Origin of the sequence: Streptomyces sp. DH12, from assembly GCF_020873895.1 — a bacterium.
GTDB lineage: Bacteria > Actinomycetota > Actinomycetes > Streptomycetales > Streptomycetaceae > Streptomyces.
Genome location: NZ_JAHWGT010000039.1, coordinates 1 through 14531, shown reverse-complemented (window position 1 = coordinate 14531; position 14531 = coordinate 1). Strand labels below are relative to the sequence as shown.

General features: G+C 73.6%; 12 protein-coding genes. 8 read left to right on the top strand and 4 right to left on the bottom strand.

Going from position 1 to position 14531, the window contains the following annotated elements:
* Window positions 1-42 precede the first annotated feature (42 nt).
* Together LPA54_RS27700 and LPA54_RS27695 are read left to right on the top strand one after the other, a co-directional pair.
* Window positions 43-1734 (top strand): cellulase family glycosylhydrolase, encoded by a 1692-nt coding sequence (locus LPA54_RS27700; RefSeq protein WP_228982654.1) that lies wholly within the window; start codon window positions 43-45, stop codon window positions 1732-1734.
* Between the two features lie 115 nt (window positions 1735-1849).
* Window positions 1850-3607: a glycoside hydrolase family 6 protein gene (locus LPA54_RS27695; RefSeq protein WP_228982653.1), complete on the top strand. Its 1758-nt coding sequence runs from the start codon at window positions 1850-1852 to the stop codon at window positions 3605-3607.
* 244 nt (window positions 3608-3851) lie between these two features.
* Here LPA54_RS27695 and LPA54_RS27690 read toward each other — a convergent pair whose 3' ends face one another.
* Entirely contained in the window at window positions 3852-4232 is a 381-nt protein-coding gene (locus LPA54_RS27690; RefSeq protein ID WP_228982651.1) for a helix-turn-helix domain-containing protein, read from the bottom strand.
* A gap of 97 nt (window positions 4233-4329) precedes the next feature.
* Here LPA54_RS27690 and LPA54_RS27685 point away from each other — a divergent pair, with 97 nt between their 5' ends.
* Together LPA54_RS27685 and LPA54_RS27680 are read left to right on the top strand one after the other, a co-directional pair.
* Complete coding sequence (locus LPA54_RS27685; protein ID WP_228982649.1) at window positions 4330-5238, top strand: NAD(P)-binding domain-containing protein; 909 nt, start codon at window positions 4330-4332, stop codon at window positions 5236-5238.
* A gap of 245 nt (window positions 5239-5483) precedes the next feature.
* The gene (locus tag LPA54_RS27680) at window positions 5484-5870 is read left to right on the top strand and encodes a VOC family protein (RefSeq protein ID WP_228982647.1); all 387 of its coding nucleotides are present in this window, start codon (window positions 5484-5486) and stop codon (window positions 5868-5870) included.
* 52 nt (window positions 5871-5922) lie between these two features.
* Here the strand turns inward: LPA54_RS27680 and LPA54_RS27675 are convergent, their stop codons facing one another.
* The 3 genes from LPA54_RS27675 to LPA54_RS27665 form a co-directional block, all read right to left on the bottom strand.
* The gene (locus LPA54_RS27675; RefSeq protein ID WP_228982645.1) at window positions 5923-6450 is read right to left on the bottom strand and encodes a GNAT family N-acetyltransferase; all 528 of its coding nucleotides are present in this window, start codon (window positions 6448-6450) and stop codon (window positions 5923-5925) included.
* A gap of 296 nt (window positions 6451-6746) precedes the next feature.
* Window positions 6747-7304 (bottom strand): DUF3291 domain-containing protein, encoded by a 558-nt coding sequence (locus LPA54_RS27670; protein WP_228982642.1) that lies wholly within the window; start codon window positions 7302-7304, stop codon window positions 6747-6749.
* A 518-nt stretch (window positions 7305-7822) separates the two neighbouring features.
* Window positions 7823-8851, bottom strand: coding sequence for a LacI family DNA-binding transcriptional regulator (locus LPA54_RS27665; RefSeq protein ID WP_228982640.1), 1029 nt, complete (start codon window positions 8849-8851; stop codon window positions 7823-7825).
* 479 nt (window positions 8852-9330) lie between these two features.
* On the opposite strand from LPA54_RS27665, the gene LPA54_RS27660 reads away from it, so the two are divergent.
* The 4 genes from LPA54_RS27660 (at window position 9331) to LPA54_RS27645 (ending at window position 14494) form a co-directional block, all read left to right on the top strand.
* The gene (locus LPA54_RS27660; RefSeq protein ID WP_228982638.1) at window positions 9331-10686 is read left to right on the top strand and encodes an ABC transporter substrate-binding protein; all 1356 of its coding nucleotides are present in this window, start codon (window positions 9331-9333) and stop codon (window positions 10684-10686) included.
* A gap of 390 nt (window positions 10687-11076) precedes the next feature.
* Window positions 11077-12084: a carbohydrate ABC transporter permease gene (locus tag LPA54_RS27655; protein WP_228982635.1), complete on the top strand. Its 1008-nt coding sequence runs from the start codon at window positions 11077-11079 to the stop codon at window positions 12082-12084.
* Window positions 12085-12087: 3 nt separating this feature from the next.
* A complete protein-coding gene (locus LPA54_RS27650; protein WP_228982633.1) occupies window positions 12088-12936 on the top strand; it encodes a carbohydrate ABC transporter permease in 849 nt (282 codons plus the stop codon).
* Between the two features lie 106 nt (window positions 12937-13042).
* Complete coding sequence (locus LPA54_RS27645; RefSeq protein ID WP_228982631.1) at window positions 13043-14494, top strand: glycoside hydrolase family 1 protein; 1452 nt, start codon at window positions 13043-13045, stop codon at window positions 14492-14494.
* Window positions 14495-14531: the final 37 nt, after the last annotated feature.

Below are 14531 nucleotides of genomic sequence, written 5' to 3'. Positions count from 1 at the left end.
GGCGCGTTGTCAGGTACGCGCCTGAACTGCAAGGAGTCGCTCATGCGACACTCCCCGCGCACGTCATCGACATCCCCGCGCACGTCAGCCCCCCGCACGTCGCTCCTTCGCACGTCGCTCCTCCGCACCTCGCACCCCCGCACGTCGTCCCGTCGCACGTCGTCCCGCCGTACGTCGGAACTGGTCGCGGGAGCCGCGCTCGCCCTGGCGGGCGTGGTCCTCGCACCGGCGGCCCCCGCGGCCGCCGGCCCGGTCGGTGCGGCCGCCCCCGTGGCGGACGCCCAGCCGGTGGCCGCCGCGTCCGCGGACGCCCCGGTCGGTACGGCCGCCCCCGCGCGGGCGGCGGTACCCGCCGCCGGTTGCACGGTGGAGTACACCGTCGTCAACCAGTGGTCCGGCGGGTTCCAGGGCTCCGTCACGGTCACCAACCGGGGCCCCGCGCTGGACGGCTGGCGGCTCGGCTTCGGCTTCCCGGGCGGCCAGCGGGTCACCCAGGGCTGGGGCGCCCGGTGGTCCCAGTCCGGCACCTCGGTGACGGTCGTGAACGAGAGCTGGAACGCGGCACTCGGCACGGGCGCCGCCGTCACGGCCGGCTTCGTCGCCTCGTACTCCGGCGCCAACCCGGCGCCGACCGGCTTCACGCTCGACGGCACCGCCTGCGGCGACGCGGGCGGCCCGACGGATCCGCCCGATCCGCCGGACCCGCCGGACCCCGGTGGCGGGGCGCCCGTCCTCACCGCGAGCGGCAACCGCCTCGTGGACGAGGACGGCCAGACCCGCCGCATGCTCGGCGTCAACCGCTCCGGCGGCGAGTTCATGTGCGTCCAGGGCCACGGAATCTTCGACGGCCCCGTGGACGACGCCTCCGTGCGCGCCATCGCGGAGTGGAAGGCGAACACCGTACGCATCCCCCTGAACGAGGAGTGCTGGCTGGGCCTGGACAACATCGACCCGAGGTACCGCGGGACCGCCTACGTCGACGCGGTCGAGCAGTTCGTGGACCGCGTGCTGGCGCACGGCATGACCCCCGTGCTCGAACTGCACTGGAGCTGGGGCCGGTACACCGGCAACTCCGCCGGCTGCGCCGACGAGCACGCGAGCTGCCAGAAGCCGATGCCCAACGCCCGGTACACCCCGGCGTTCTGGACCTCGGTCGCGGACACCTTCAAGGACGACCGGCGCGTGGTGTTCGACCTGTTCAACGAGCCCTACGCGGACCGCGCCACCCCGACGGCCGAGGCGGCTTGGGCGTGCTGGCGGGACGGCGGCACCTGCCCCGGCATCGGTTACGAGGTGGCCGGCATGCAGGACCTCCTCGACGCGGTACGGGCCACGGGCGCGAGGAACCTCGTGCTCGTCCCGGGCCTCGCGTACGCCAACGACCTGAGCCGGTGGCTCACGCACGCCCCGACCGACCCGGCCGGCAATCTCGCCGCCGCCTGGCACGTCTACAACTTCAACACCTGCTCCACCGAGAGCTGCTGGGACGCCACACTCGCCCCGGTCGCCGCCCGCGTACCGCTGGTGGCGGGCGAGATCGGCGAGAACACCTGCGGCCACGGCTTCATCGACCGCGTCATGGCGTGGTTCGACGCCCGCGGCCAGTCGTACCTGGGCTGGACCTGGAACACCTGGGACTGCTCCGCGGGCCCGGCCCTGATCAGGGCGTACGACGGCACCCCCACGCCGTTCGGCGCGGGGCTGAGGGACCACCTGCGCGCGCTGGCCGGCTGAGCACCGGCCCGCACGGCACGACCGCCATACGGCACCACCCCCTACGGCACCACCTCCGCAGGACAACCGCACGCCCGGAGAGACCGGGAGAGATCAGAGAGGAAACCCCATCCCCATGAGCCGCACCAGCACCATCGGCACCACCGTTCCGGTACCCCGCCGCCGCAGCAGAACGGCACTGCTGGCCGCCTGCACCCTGATCGCCACGGCCGGCGCGACCGCCACCGCGCTCTCCTCCCCCGCCGGGGCCGCCGCCCCGGGCTGCAAGGTCGACTACACCGTCACCAACCAGTGGGGCAACGGCTTCGGCGCCAACGTCACCGTCACCAACACCGGCGACCCGGTCGCCGCCTGGACGCTGGAGTGGGCCTTCGCCGGCGGTCAGCAGGTCACCCAGCACTGGAACGCCGCGATCACCCAGTCCGGCGCGGCCGTCACCGCGAGGAACCTCGCGTACAACGGCTCCCTCGCCACCGGGGCCTCCACGTCCTTCGGGTTCAACGGCTCCCACGGCGGGACCAACGCCGTACCCACGGTGTTCAAGCTCAACGGCGTCGTCTGCAACGGCTCCACCGGCCCGACCGACCCGCCCACCGACCCGCCCACGGACCCGCCGGCCGGCAACCGGGTCGACAACCCGTACACGGGCGCCAAGGTGTACGTGAACCCCGAGTGGTCCGCGAAGGCCGCCGCCGAACCGGGCGGCGCCAAGGTCGCCAACCAGCCCACGGGCGTCTGGCTCGACCGCATCGCCGCGATCGAGGGCGCCAACGGCGGCATGGGGCTGCGCGACCACCTCGACGAGGCCCTGCGCCAGAAGGGCAGCGGCGAACTCGTCGTCCAGCTGGTGATCTACAACCTGCCGGGCCGCGACTGCTCCGCGCTCGCCTCCAACGGCGAGCTGGGCCCGACGGAGATCGGCCGCTACCAGCGCGAGTACATCGACCCCATCGCCGGGATCCTCGCCGACCCGAAGTACAAGGGTCTGCGGATCGTGACGACGGTCGAGATCGACAGCCTGCCCAACCTCGTCACCAACGTCACCCCGCGCCCGACCGCGACGCCCAACTGCGACGTCATGAAGGCGAACGGCAACTACGTCAAGGGCGTCGGCTACGCCCTGGCGAAGCTGGGCGCCGTCCCGAACGTCTACAACTACGTCGACGCCGGCCACCACGGCTGGCTCGGCTGGGACGACAACTTCGCCGCGTCCGCCCAGATCTTCAAGGAGGCGGCCACGGCGCAGGGCTCGACCGTCGCCAACGTCCACGGCTTCATCGTCAACACCGCCAACTACAGCGCCCTGAAGGAGGACAACTTCACCGTCAACGACACGGTGGGCGGCCAGTCGGTGCGCACCTCGAAGTGGATCGACTGGAACCGGTACACCGACGAGCTGTCGTTCGCGCAGGCCATGCGGAACGAGCTGGTCCGGATCGGCTTCTCGCCGAACCTCGGCATGCTGATCGACACCTCCCGCAACGGCTGGGGCGGCGCGGCCCGCCCGGCCGGCCCCGGCCCGCGGACGAGCGTCGACGCGTACGTCGACGGCGGCCGCTACGACCGCCGCATCCACCTCGGCAACTGGTGCAACCAGGCGGGTGCCGGCCTCGGCGAGCGGCCGAAGGCCAACCCGGAGCCGGGCATCGACGCCTACGTGTGGATGAAGCCCCCGGGCGAGTCCGACGGGTCGAGCAAGCTCATCCCCAACCCCGACGGCAAGGGCTTCGACCGGATGTGCGACCCCACGTACACCGGGAACCCGCGGAACAACAACAACATGTCGGGGGCCCTGCCCGACGCCCCGATCTCGGGCGCGTGGTTCTCGGCCCAGTTCCAGGAGCTGCTGAAGAACGCCCACCCGGCGCTCTGACGCCCGCAGCCGGCTCCTGACCACGAGCCCCCGCACCCGGCGGTACGTTCCCGGGTGCGGGGGCTCGTCCCACACCGCTCAGCGGCACGGGCGGCGCCGAGCGGCGGCTCGGCGCGGTACGGCGGTGCGGCACCGGGCAGCGGCTCGGCGCCGTACGGCGGCGGACAGCGGTGCGGCGCCGGGGCGCGGGTCAGCGCCGTACGGCGGTGCGGCGGCGGGATGCGGTGCGGCGCCGGGGTGTGGGTCAGCGCGGTACGGCGGCGGGCTGCGGTGCGGTGGTGGCGGCGGCCTCGCGTGCCGGGGCCAGGACGTGGTCGCGGCCCCAGGCGCCGAGCGGGGCGAGGGCCTCGTTCAGCGACACGCCCACCGGCGTCAGGGAGTACTCGACGCGCGGCGGCACCTCGTCGTACTCCTCGCGGTGGACGACGCCGTCGGCCTCCAGCTCCCGCAGGTGCGAGGCGAGGACCTTCTCCGTCACCCCGGGCAGCTCGCGGCGCAGCTCGCCGAAGCGGCACGGACGCTCGTGCAGCGCCCACAGGATGAGGACCTTCCACTTCCCGCCGATCACGTCCATCGCGGCGTCGATCCCGCACACGTACGCCCCCGGCCGCCTGGTCACCGCCATGCCGCCACCCCCTCCGCCTGGATGCTTACCCGGAGGTGACCACCCACTCGAAAGTGCGTACTTGAGCGGCCGCCCCGCACCGACGAGCCTAACCGTCATGACCGACACCACCCCTTCCCCCGCCGGCTCCCCCGCGCCGTCGCCCGCCCCGCTGACCCTGCTCGGCACCGGCGACATGGGCAGCGCCCTCGGCCGGGCCTGGCTCGCCGCGGGCCACCCGCTCACCGTCTGGAACCGCACCCCCTCCCGTACCGAGCCGCTCGCCGTGCTGGGGGCGGAGGTCGCGGCCTCGGCCGCCGAGGCGGTGGCGGCGAACCGGCTCGTCGTGGCCTGCCTCCTCGACGACGACTCCCTCGGCGACGCCCTCGACGGGACGGACCTGACCGGCCGCGACCTGGTGAACCTCACCACCGGGACCCCCGGCGACGGCCGCGCCCGCGCCGCCTGGGCCCGGCAGCGCGGCGCCCGCTTCCTGGACGCCGGGATCATGGCCGTACCGCCGATGGTCGGCGCGCCCGACTCCGGGGCGTACGTCTTCTACAGCGGCTCCCCCGCCCTCTTCGCCGAGCACCGCGCCACGCTCGCCGTCCCGGCCGCCGCGACGTACGTCGGCGAGGACCCCGGGTTCGCCGCGCTGCACGACGTGGCCCTGCTCAGCGCCATGAGCGGGATGTTCGCGGGCATCCTCCACGCCTTCGCCCTGGTACGCCACGAGGACGTCCCGCCGCGCGACTTCGCCGCGCTGCTCGTCGACTGGCTGACCGCCATGGCCCAGTCGGCGCACACGGCCGCCGAGCAGATCGAGACGGGCGACTACGGCAAGGGTGTCGTGTCCAATCTCGCGATGCAGTCGGCGGGGAACGCGACGCTGCTGCGCACCGCCGAGGAGCAGCGCGTCAGCCCCGAGCTCCTCGCGCCGTACGTGGAGCTGATGGCGCGGCGGGTCGCAGCGGGCCACGGCGCGGAGGACAGCACCGGGATGGTGGAACTGCTCGACCTGCGCTGAGACGGCGGCAGTTCGGCCGAAACCGCGTGGTCACCCGGGGCGGGCAGGGTTAGAGTCGACGATGTGACTGCCGGGTCGGCCATGGGCCATCAGCGAGTGGGGCACCCGGCCTCCTCGTGAGCGCGGGGCGGGCCAGAGGCCCCCCTCGGCGTGCGCGCGTCCCTCCGACGCGCCCCTCTCCGTGCCTCCACCGCACGTGAGACTCCGCCACGCCTCGACGCCCATCGACCACACAGGGAACATCCATGACCGCAGATCTCAACCACACCGTCGTCCACGCCACCGACAAGCAGGCGTCCGCCGAGTTCCTCGCCGGGATCCTCGGCCTGGAGGTCGGCGCGCCCTTCGGGCCGTTCGTGCCGGTGGACACCGGCAACGGCGTGACGCTCGACTTCTACACGGCGCCCGACGGACAGGTCGCCTCGCAGCACTACGCGTTCCTCGTCCCCGACGAGGAGTTCGACACCATGATCGACCGCCTGGAGACGGCGGGCGTGACGTACTACGCCGACCCGCACCACACCGAGAAGGGCAAGGTCAACACCCTCTTCGGCGGGCGGGGCGCCTACTTCGAGGACCCGGACGGCCACAACATGGAGATCATCACCCGCCCGTACGCCCGCCCCGCGTAGGGGCGGCGCGGGAGCCCGCCGTCCGCCCCGGTACGGGGCGGACGGCGGGCGCTCAGGCGGTGGACGCGGAGAGGCCCGCTCCACTCAGGCCCGCCGCGGTCGCCGCCACCTGGGGCAGGTGCAGTTCGGCGAGGACCTCCCCGTCGTCCGTCATGCCGAGCGCGCGGAAGCCGAGCCGCGCGTAGAACCCCTCCGGACCGTGCTCCCCGGGCTTGTAGGTGACCGTCACCGTCGACCCGCCCCGCCGCCGGACCTCGTCGCAGACGGCCCCGACGGCGAACCGGCCGTAGCCGCCGCCCTGGTGGTCGGCGGAGACGGCCAGCCGCCACAGCCCGCTGCGGGGCGCGGCACCGGGCCCGTCGAAGTCGAACGGGACGTCGAGGAACGCCATCACGAAGCCGACGGCCTCCGCCCCGTCGCACACCAGCCGCGGCCAGGCGATGCCGGGCGAGGCGTACGCCTCGGCGAGGGACTCCGCGACCGACTCGACGAACCCCTCCTGCTCGGGCCGTACACGCAACCGGCACGCGTCGGTGACGTTGTCGGGCGTGATCTTCTCAAGGCGCGGCGCGGAAGGCATGGGCGTGACCCTAGGCGACGCGCCGCCGGACCGGCACCGGGTTTCGGCGACGCGGGGACGTCCGAAGGCAGCGCGGCCCCGCCGGAAGGCTTCCCTGCGGCGTAGGTGCGGCAGGAGTGCGGCCGCCACCCGGTCAGGCCGCGGCCGACCACCCACAGTTCCGCAGGCCGGGTCGACGCCGTCGCCGTCGCCGTCGCCGTCACCGTCGCCGAGGAGCGGAAGGTCGCGTGGATGCACCCGGTGGCTACGGCTTCATGCTCGTACGGGAGCAGCCGGGCCTCACGCGAGCTCCCTCGTCAGCGAACCTGCCCCCCTTCGTCCCCGATGGCTTCGATCCTGGTCGGAGTCCCCTCCGGGGCGAAAGGGCGGTGGAAGGTGAACGCGTGCGGCGCGGAGCCGTGGTCGTGGAGGTGCTCCAGCCTGGAGACCCCGTCCTGCCAGGTCGGTATCACGCCCTCTGAGACCCACCAGGTCACGTGACTCGGGTGTCCGGTCCTCTCGAACCAGTCGTGACGCCTGTTCAGCGCCTCACGGTGCGGACCGGTGTAGACGGCGTCGAAGGCGGAGCGCAGGTCGGTCCAGAGCGAGAGGGTCGCGTCCAGGGCGGCGGTCGCCACCGTTCGGCCCTTGTCGTACCAGGTCGGTACCGCGAACGCTCCCCACGCACCCCAGTCCAGGTCGAAGTGTGTGCCCCGGCCGCCGCCTGCCGCTTCGGCACGAGCGAGGTAGCCGGGGTGCCGGCTGAGCCTCCGGTAGACGGCCGCGCCGCTGTCGTGGAGTTCGCGCGTGAGAGGCGCGGGATCGGCGAGAGGCGACTTCAGGACGCCGAACGTGTACAGCGCGAGATGGGCCATGTGTCTCTCCCTGGTCGGGGGCCTGGTGTGGGCCCGGTTCCGTGGCTTACGCACGGGGTGGCGATGCACGAGGTGGGGCCGGCTCATCCCGTGGCGGGTGGCTCGCCCTGGAGGAACTCCTGTGCACCCGTGGGCGATCGCCGAAGACCAGGTGAAGGTAGCCGCCTCTGCGGACCGTGTCGAAGTTGCGTTTTCCCTGCTCCAGTGGCTTCCCGCACCGGCCATCGCGGGGCTGGGGCGGTCACGGGCGAGGCAGGCCGCGGCGCCCCACCTCGTTCACACCCACGCGGGCCGCCGAGGGCACGGTGCCGGCCTGCCGGCTGCCTTCGAACACCTCGGCGATGACGAGCACGCGATCAACCGGGGCGAGGAGACCTTCGCCCAGGCCCGGCGCCGCCGACGAGGGTGTCCGACCGCGCGGAAGCGATGCCGGCGCGCCCCCTCCAGTGCCGCGACAGCCCGCCGCACGGGACGTCGGCGGGGCGCGGGGAGGGGTGGCGCGCCCGGCGCCGCCCCGTTCACGCCGAGTCGCGGATCACCAGGGACGTCGGCAGGACGAGTTGGCGGGGTTCGGAGCCGGTGCCGGCGATCTCCTGGAGGAGGACGCGGGCCATCACGCGGCCCATCTCCTCGATCGGCTGCCGCACGCTCGTCAGTGGCGGGTCCATGTGGCGGGCCACCGCCGAGTCGTCCACGCCGATCAGGGCCACGTCGTCCGGGACGCGGCGGCCCGCCTCGCGCAGGGCGACGCGCGCGCCCGCCGCCATGACGTCCGACGCCGCGAAGACCGCGTCCAGGTCCGGGCACCGCTCCAGGAGCTCCACCATCGCGCGGTGGCCGCCCTTCTCGGTGAAGTCCCCGGCCGCGACGAGGCCCTCGTCCGCCGCGAGGCAGGCGGCCGTGAGGCCCTGGCGGTAGCCGTCGAGGCGGCAGCGGGCCACGTACATGTCGAGCGGGCCGGTGATCGTGGCGATCCGGCGGCGGCCGCCGTCCGCCAGGTGGGCGACGGCGGAGCGGCCCGCGCCGACGTTGTCGGAGTCGACGTACGCCACGGGCTCCGCCTCGGAGCGGCGGCCGTTGAGGACCGCGGGGATGTCCAGGCCGCGCACCACGTCCGGCAGCGGGTCGTCCGCGTGGACCGACACCAGCAGCACCCCGTCGACGCGCTGCGCCGCCAGGTACTGCTCGAAGCGCTGGCGCTCCTGGCTGGTGCGGATCAGGGTGAGCAGCAGTTGCTTGTCGGCGTCGGCGAGTTCGGCGCTCACCCCGCGGATGATGTCGAGGAAGTACGGCTCGGCGAACAGCCGCGCCTCCGTCTCCGGGATGACCAGCGCCACCGCGTCCGTACGGGCGCCGGCCAGCGCGCGGGCGGCGCGGTTCGGGACGTACCCGAGTTCGGCGACGGCCCGGGAGACGGCGGCCTTGGCGCGGTCGCTGACGCGGGGCGAGCCGTTGATGACGCGCGAGACCGTGCCGCGGCCGACGCCCGCCCGGGCCGCGACCTCCTCCAGGGTGGGCCTGCCCGTCTGCCGTCCGTTCACCGCCATCGCGTCACGTCTCCCGTCCCGTTCTCGGTGCCGGCTCGCCACGGGGCGGAGAGCCGCGGGGCCCGCCCGGCGGCGCGGCCCCTGCTGGAGTCAAAGTAGAGCCTGCCCCGCGTACCGGCCCCAGCGGGAGGGCCGAAACCTGACCGAGGGTGGTGGGAGCGCTCCCACCGTAGCCGATCGTGGCCGCCGGCTCCAGCGGCGGCCTTGAGGTCCTGAAGGCGCGCACCGCATGGCGGACGCCCGACACCCGCGACCGGACCAATTCGCGTTCATCTCTTGACACCCGTACCCGCCAGGCAGCAACCTTCCGGCAAGGCGACGTGGGAGCGCTCCCACCCTCCCGCGAGGGCTCGCCGGATCCGACGCACGAGCCGCCGCACGCCGATCCGATCCGCCCCGGTCAGGCCACCCGGCCCCCCGGGCACCGGCCGCCCCGGCCCGGCGCGACCCCGCACCACCCTGGACGAGGAGAGTGGAGAATGCGCACTTCGAGCAGTACCCGTGACCTGGCCCGCAGACGCCGCCCCGCACTCGCGGCGACCGCCCTCGCGGCCTGCGCGGCCCTGATCGCCGGTTGCAGCGACGGCGGGGGCGACGGCTCCGCTTCGGGCGCGGGCACCGAAGGGAAGATCACGCTGCGGATCGGCACCTTCGGGTCGTTCGGCTACGACGACAAGAACGGCGCCAAGCTGTACGCCGAGTACGAGAAGCTGAACCCGAACATCGACATCGTCGAGTCGAACGTCGCGGACGGCCAGAAGTACTGGGACACCCTCAAGCTGCGCCTCTCCCGCAACAGCGGGCTCGCCGACATCCAGGCCGTCGAGGTCGGGTACATCGCCGAGGCGACCGGGCCGACCCTGGCCGGCAAGTGGGTCGACCTGTCGAAGACCGGCGGCGCCGACACCTCCGCGTTCCTCGACTGGAAGATCAAGCAGGCCACCACCGCCGACGGCAAGGTCATCGGTCTCGGCACCGACATCGGCCCCATGGCCATCTGCTACAACAAGGACCTCTTCGCCAAGGCCAAGCTGCCCACCGACCGCGAGCAGGTCGCGCGGCTGTGGGCCGGGGACTGGGCGAAGTTCGTGGCCGCGGGCAAGACGTACCAGCGCAGCGCCCCCGCCGGGACCGCCTTCCACGACTCCGCCAGCGGACTGTTCAACGCCGTCCTGTCCAGCCAGCCCCTCCAGTACGCCGACGCCGAGGGCAAGCTCGCCTGGGAGGAGAGCCCCGGCGTCCGCACGGCGTGGGGCCTCGCCGTCGACGCGGCGCGGAGCGGCATCACGGCGAAGCTGCGCCAGTTCGACGAGAAGGGCACGTGGAACGCCGGGTTCAAGAACTCCCGGTTCGCCACCGTCGCCTGCCCGTCGTGGATGACCGGCATCATCAAGGACCAGGCCGGGCCCGCCAACCAGGGCAAGTGGGACATCGCGGCGCCGCCCGTCGCCGGCAACTGGGGCGGGTCGTTCCTCGCCGTCCCCAAGGCCGGCAAGCACACCGAGGAGGCCGCGAAGCTGGCCGCCTGGCTGACGGCGCCCGCGCAGCACGCCAAGGTGTTCGGCGTGAACGGCAACATCCCGTCCACGAAGGACACCCTCGCCTCCGACGCCGTCCAGAACGCCACGATCCCGTACTTCGGCGACACCCCCGTCGGGAAGATCTACTCGTCGGCCGCCCAGGGCATCACGCCCGCGCCGGTCAGCCGGTACGACGGCCAGGTCAAGACGTTCGTCACCGACAACGGCATCCTCGACATCGAGCAGCGCGGCACGCCGCCCGAGGAGGCGTGGAACAACGTGAAGAAGCTGGTCGACGACAAGATCGCCCAGTAGCGGCGGAGGGACCGACGGGCCCGGGCGCGGGTGGGCGTGTCCGGGCCGGGGCGGGAGCGGGCGCGCACAAGGGGCGGCCTGGGCGGCCCGCCCGCCCGCGCCCGGCACGCCGCAGGCGGGAACCCGCGAACCGCGCCCACCCCGCGCACCGCCCCCACCAGGCACCGGCCCACCACGGCCGCCGGGGCAGCCCCCGTCGCCACGCCCGCCCCACACGACCGCGAGCGAAGCACCGACCCCGGCCCTCACCCCCGTCGCCCGTCGAGCGCCCGGCCCACCACGGCCCCGGCGCACCCGCGCCACGAGAACCCCACCACGGCCGAGGCGCACCCGCGCCACGAGAACAGCGCACCCGTGCCACAAGAAGCCCGAACGAAAGGACCCCTCCTGGTGGCCACCTCCGTCCGGGCGGCGGCCGACGGCCCGCCGCCGCCCCCTGCCCCGCCGCCCCCCGCCCCCCGGAAGCCGGCAGCGTCCCCGGCCCGCGCGGGCTGGCGCAGCAGGCTCTACCGGCTGGACCTCAAGGCGACGCCGTACGCGTTCGTCGCGCCGTTCTTCCTGTGCTTCGCCGCGTTCGGGCTGTTCCCGCTGGTGTACACGGGCTGGCTCTCCCTGCACCGGGTGGAGCTGGGCGGCGAGGCCGAGTGGCGCGGCGCCGACAACTACACCGCCCTGTGGGACAGCGACTTCTTCTGGAACGCGCTGGCCAACACGTTCACCATCGGTGTCCTGTCCACCGTCCCGCAGCTGCTGATGGCGCTCGGCCTGGCGCACCTGCTCAACTACAAGCTGCGCGGGCGCGGCTTCTTCCGCGTCGCGGTGCTCGCCCCCTACGCCACGTCCATCGCCGCCGCGACCCTCGTCTTCGCGCAGCTGTTCAACAGCGACTACGGGCTGATCAACACCGTGCTGGGCTGGGTCGGGTTCGAGCCGGTCAGCTGGGAGTCGTCCAAGTGGCCCGCGCAGATCGCCATCTCGGTGATCGTGACGTGGCGGTGGACGGGGTACAACGCGCTGATCTACCTCGCCGCGATGCAGGCCGTCCCGCAGGACCTGTACGAGGCGGCCGCCCTGGACGGGGCGTCGCGCTGGCGGCAGTTCGTCAGCGTCACCATCCCCTCGATCCGGCCGACGATCCTCTTCACCATCGTCGTGTCGACGATCGGCGCGACCCAGCTGTTCGGTGAGCCGATGCTCTTCGGCGGGAGCCTCGGGGTGAGCGGCGGCAGCGGCAACCAGTTCCAGACGCTCAGCCTGCTCATGTACGAGAAGGGCTGGGTGACGGGCGCGCTCGGGCAGGCGTCGGCCATCGCCTGGGTGATGCTGCTGCTCCTGCTCCTCATCGGCGGCCTGCGGCTGCTGTCCGCCCGCGTCCACCGCACGAGGCAGGGGTCCTGACCGATGAAGCTCACGCAGACGGCCGGCCGGCAGCACCACGCCGGGCCCGTCACCTACGTCCTGCTGGGGCTGGCCGCCCTGGTCTCCCTGTTCCCGCTGTACTGGAACCTCGTCGCCGCCTCCCACACCGGGGAGCGCGTCGTGGAGGCGCCCGCCCCGCTGCTGCCGGGGCCGCGCCTGTTCGAGAACCTGTCGTTCGCCTGGAACCAGGTCGACATGGGCGAGGCCCTGGTCAACACGACCGTCGTGGCGGGGCTCGTGGCGGTGTCGACCGTGCTGTTCTCGACGCTGGCCGGGTTCGCCTTCGCCAAGCTGCCGTTCCGGGGCCGCAACGTGCTGCTGGCCCTGGTGGTGGCGACCATGACGATCCCGCCGCAGCTCAGCGTCATCCCCCTGTACCGGATCATCACCGACCTGGGCTGGGTGGACCAGTTGCAGTCGGTGGTGCTGCCCTCGCTGGTCGCCGCGTTCGGCGTGTTCTTCATGCGGCAGTACCTGCTGGAGGCGCTGCCCGTCGAACTGGTCGAGGCGGCGCGGGTGGACGGCGCGCACAGCATGCGGATCATCTGGCACGTGGTGTTCCCGGTGGCGCGGCCCGCGATGGCCGTCCTCGGCATGCTCGTCTTCGTCCAGGCGTGGAACGACTTCTTCTGGCCGTTCATCGCGCTGACACCGGACGGGAACCCGACGCTCCAGGTCGCCCTCGCCGGCCTGGGCTCCGGCAACCACACCGTCAACCAGGCCGTCGTGCTGACGGGCGCGCTGATCTCCACCCTGCCCCTGCTGGCGGTCTTCGCACTGCTCGGCAAGCACATCGTGGGCGGCATCACCTCGGGCGCCGTCAAGAGCTGACGCGCCGACCCCGCTTCGGCACCCCGGGCGCCGCACCGCGCCGCCCCACCGCCGCTCCGGCACCCGCCACGCCCCTTCTTCCTACCCGCGTTGGGAGCGCTCTTCCATGACTGCGTCCGAAGCCCGGCCGCTCACCGCGACCCGCCACTTCCCGCCCGGTTTCCTCTGGGGGGCCGCCACCGCCGCGTACCAGATCGAGGGCGCGGCGGCCGAGGACGGCCGTACCGCCTCCATCTGGGACACCTTCTCCCACACGCCGGGGAAGGTGTTCGGCGGGCACACCGGTGACGTGGCCGTCGACCACTACCACCGGTTCCGCGACGACGTGCGGCTGATGCGGGAGCTGGGCCTCACGGCCTACCGCTTCTCCGTCTCCTGGTCGCGGGTGCAGCCCACCGGGCGGGGGCCCGCCGTGCAGAAGGGCCTCGACTTCTACCGGGCCCTCGTCGACGAGCTGCTCGACGCCGGCATCCGCCCCGCCCTGACCCTGTACCACTGGGACCTGCCGCAGGAGCTGGAGGACGCGGGCGGCTGGCCGGAGCGCGCCACCGCCGAGCGGTTCGGCGCGTACGCGGCGCTCGTCGCGGACGCGCTCGGCGACCGGGTGGAGCGGTGGACCACCCTCAACGAGCCGTGGTGCAGCGCCTTCCTCGGCTACGGCTCCGGCGTCCACGCCCCCGGCCGCACCGACCCCGTCGCCGCCCTGCGCGCCGCGCACCACCTGAACCTCGCCCACGGCCTCGGCGTGCAGGCGCTGCGGGCCGCGCTGCCGCCGCGCGCCGAGGTGGGCGTGTCCCTCAACCTGCACGAGGTGCGGCCGCTGACGAACGCGCCCGGCGACCTGGACGCGGCCCGCCGCATCGACGCGGTCGGCAACCGGGTGTGGCTCGGCCCGATGCTCGACGGCGCCTACCCGGAGGACCTGCCGGCCGACACCGCGCGCCTCACGGACTGGTCGTTCGTCCTGCCGGGGGACACCGCGACGGCACACCAGCCGCTGGACTTCCTGGGCGTCAACTACTACACGCCGACCCTGGTGTCCGCGCGCGGCGGCGACGGGCCGGCCGGCGGCGACGGCGGGCACGGCGGCGGCGCCTCGTCCCCGTGGCCGGGCGCGGACGAGGTGTCCTTCCACCAGCCGCCCGGCGACCTCACCGCGATGGGCTGGTCCGTGGACGCCTCCGGCCTGTACGACCTGCTGACGCGGCTGTCCCGCCACTACCCGGAGCTGCCGCTGTACGTCACGGAGAACGGCGCCGCCTACGAGGACGCGGTCGGGCCGGACGGCGCCGTCCACGACCCGGAGCGGATCGCGTACGTCCACGCCCACCTGGAGGCGGTGCACCGGGCGGTGGAGGCCGGCGCCGACGTACGCGGGTACTTCCTGTGGTCGCTGCTGGACAACTTCGAGTGGGCGTACGGGTACGAGAAGCGGTTCGGGGCCGTGCACGTCGACTACGACACGCAGGTCCGCACCCCGAAGGCGAGCGCCCACTGGTACGGGCGGGTGGCGCGCAGCGGCGAGCTGCCGGAACTGCCGGGGGTGCCGGGGGTGTGAGGCGCCCGCCCGGGCGGGGCCCGCGCGCGCCGCGGGC

Excerpts from the sequence above, each read along its gene's own strand:
- LPA54_RS27670 (WP_228982642.1), bottom strand. The coding sequence starts at position 7,304 with ATGGCCCATCTCGCGCTGTACACGTTCGGCGTCCTGAAGTCGCCTCTC.
- LPA54_RS27695 (WP_228982653.1), top strand. The coding sequence starts at position 1,850 with ATGAGCCGCACCAGCACCATCGGCACCACCGTTCCGGTACCCCGCCGC.
- LPA54_RS27645 (WP_228982631.1), top strand. The coding sequence starts at position 13,043 with ATGACTGCGTCCGAAGCCCGGCCGCTCACCGCGACCCGCCACTTCCCG.
- LPA54_RS27680 (WP_228982647.1), top strand. The coding sequence starts at position 5,484 with ATGACCGCAGATCTCAACCACACCGTCGTCCACGCCACCGACAAGCAG.
- LPA54_RS27690 (WP_228982651.1), bottom strand. The coding sequence starts at position 4,232 with ATGGCGGTGACCAGGCGGCCGGGGGCGTACGTGTGCGGGATCGACGCC.
- LPA54_RS27685 (WP_228982649.1), top strand. The coding sequence starts at position 4,330 with ATGACCGACACCACCCCTTCCCCCGCCGGCTCCCCCGCGCCGTCGCCC.
- LPA54_RS27650 (WP_228982633.1), top strand. The coding sequence starts at position 12,088 with ATGAAGCTCACGCAGACGGCCGGCCGGCAGCACCACGCCGGGCCCGTC.
- LPA54_RS27675 (WP_228982645.1), bottom strand. The coding sequence starts at position 6,450 with ATGCCTTCCGCGCCGCGCCTTGAGAAGATCACGCCCGACAACGTCACC.
- LPA54_RS27660 (WP_228982638.1), top strand. The coding sequence starts at position 9,331 with ATGCGCACTTCGAGCAGTACCCGTGACCTGGCCCGCAGACGCCGCCCC.
- LPA54_RS27700 (WP_228982654.1), top strand. The coding sequence starts at position 43 with ATGCGACACTCCCCGCGCACGTCATCGACATCCCCGCGCACGTCAGCC.
- LPA54_RS27665 (WP_228982640.1), bottom strand. The coding sequence starts at position 8,851 with ATGGCGGTGAACGGACGGCAGACGGGCAGGCCCACCCTGGAGGAGGTC.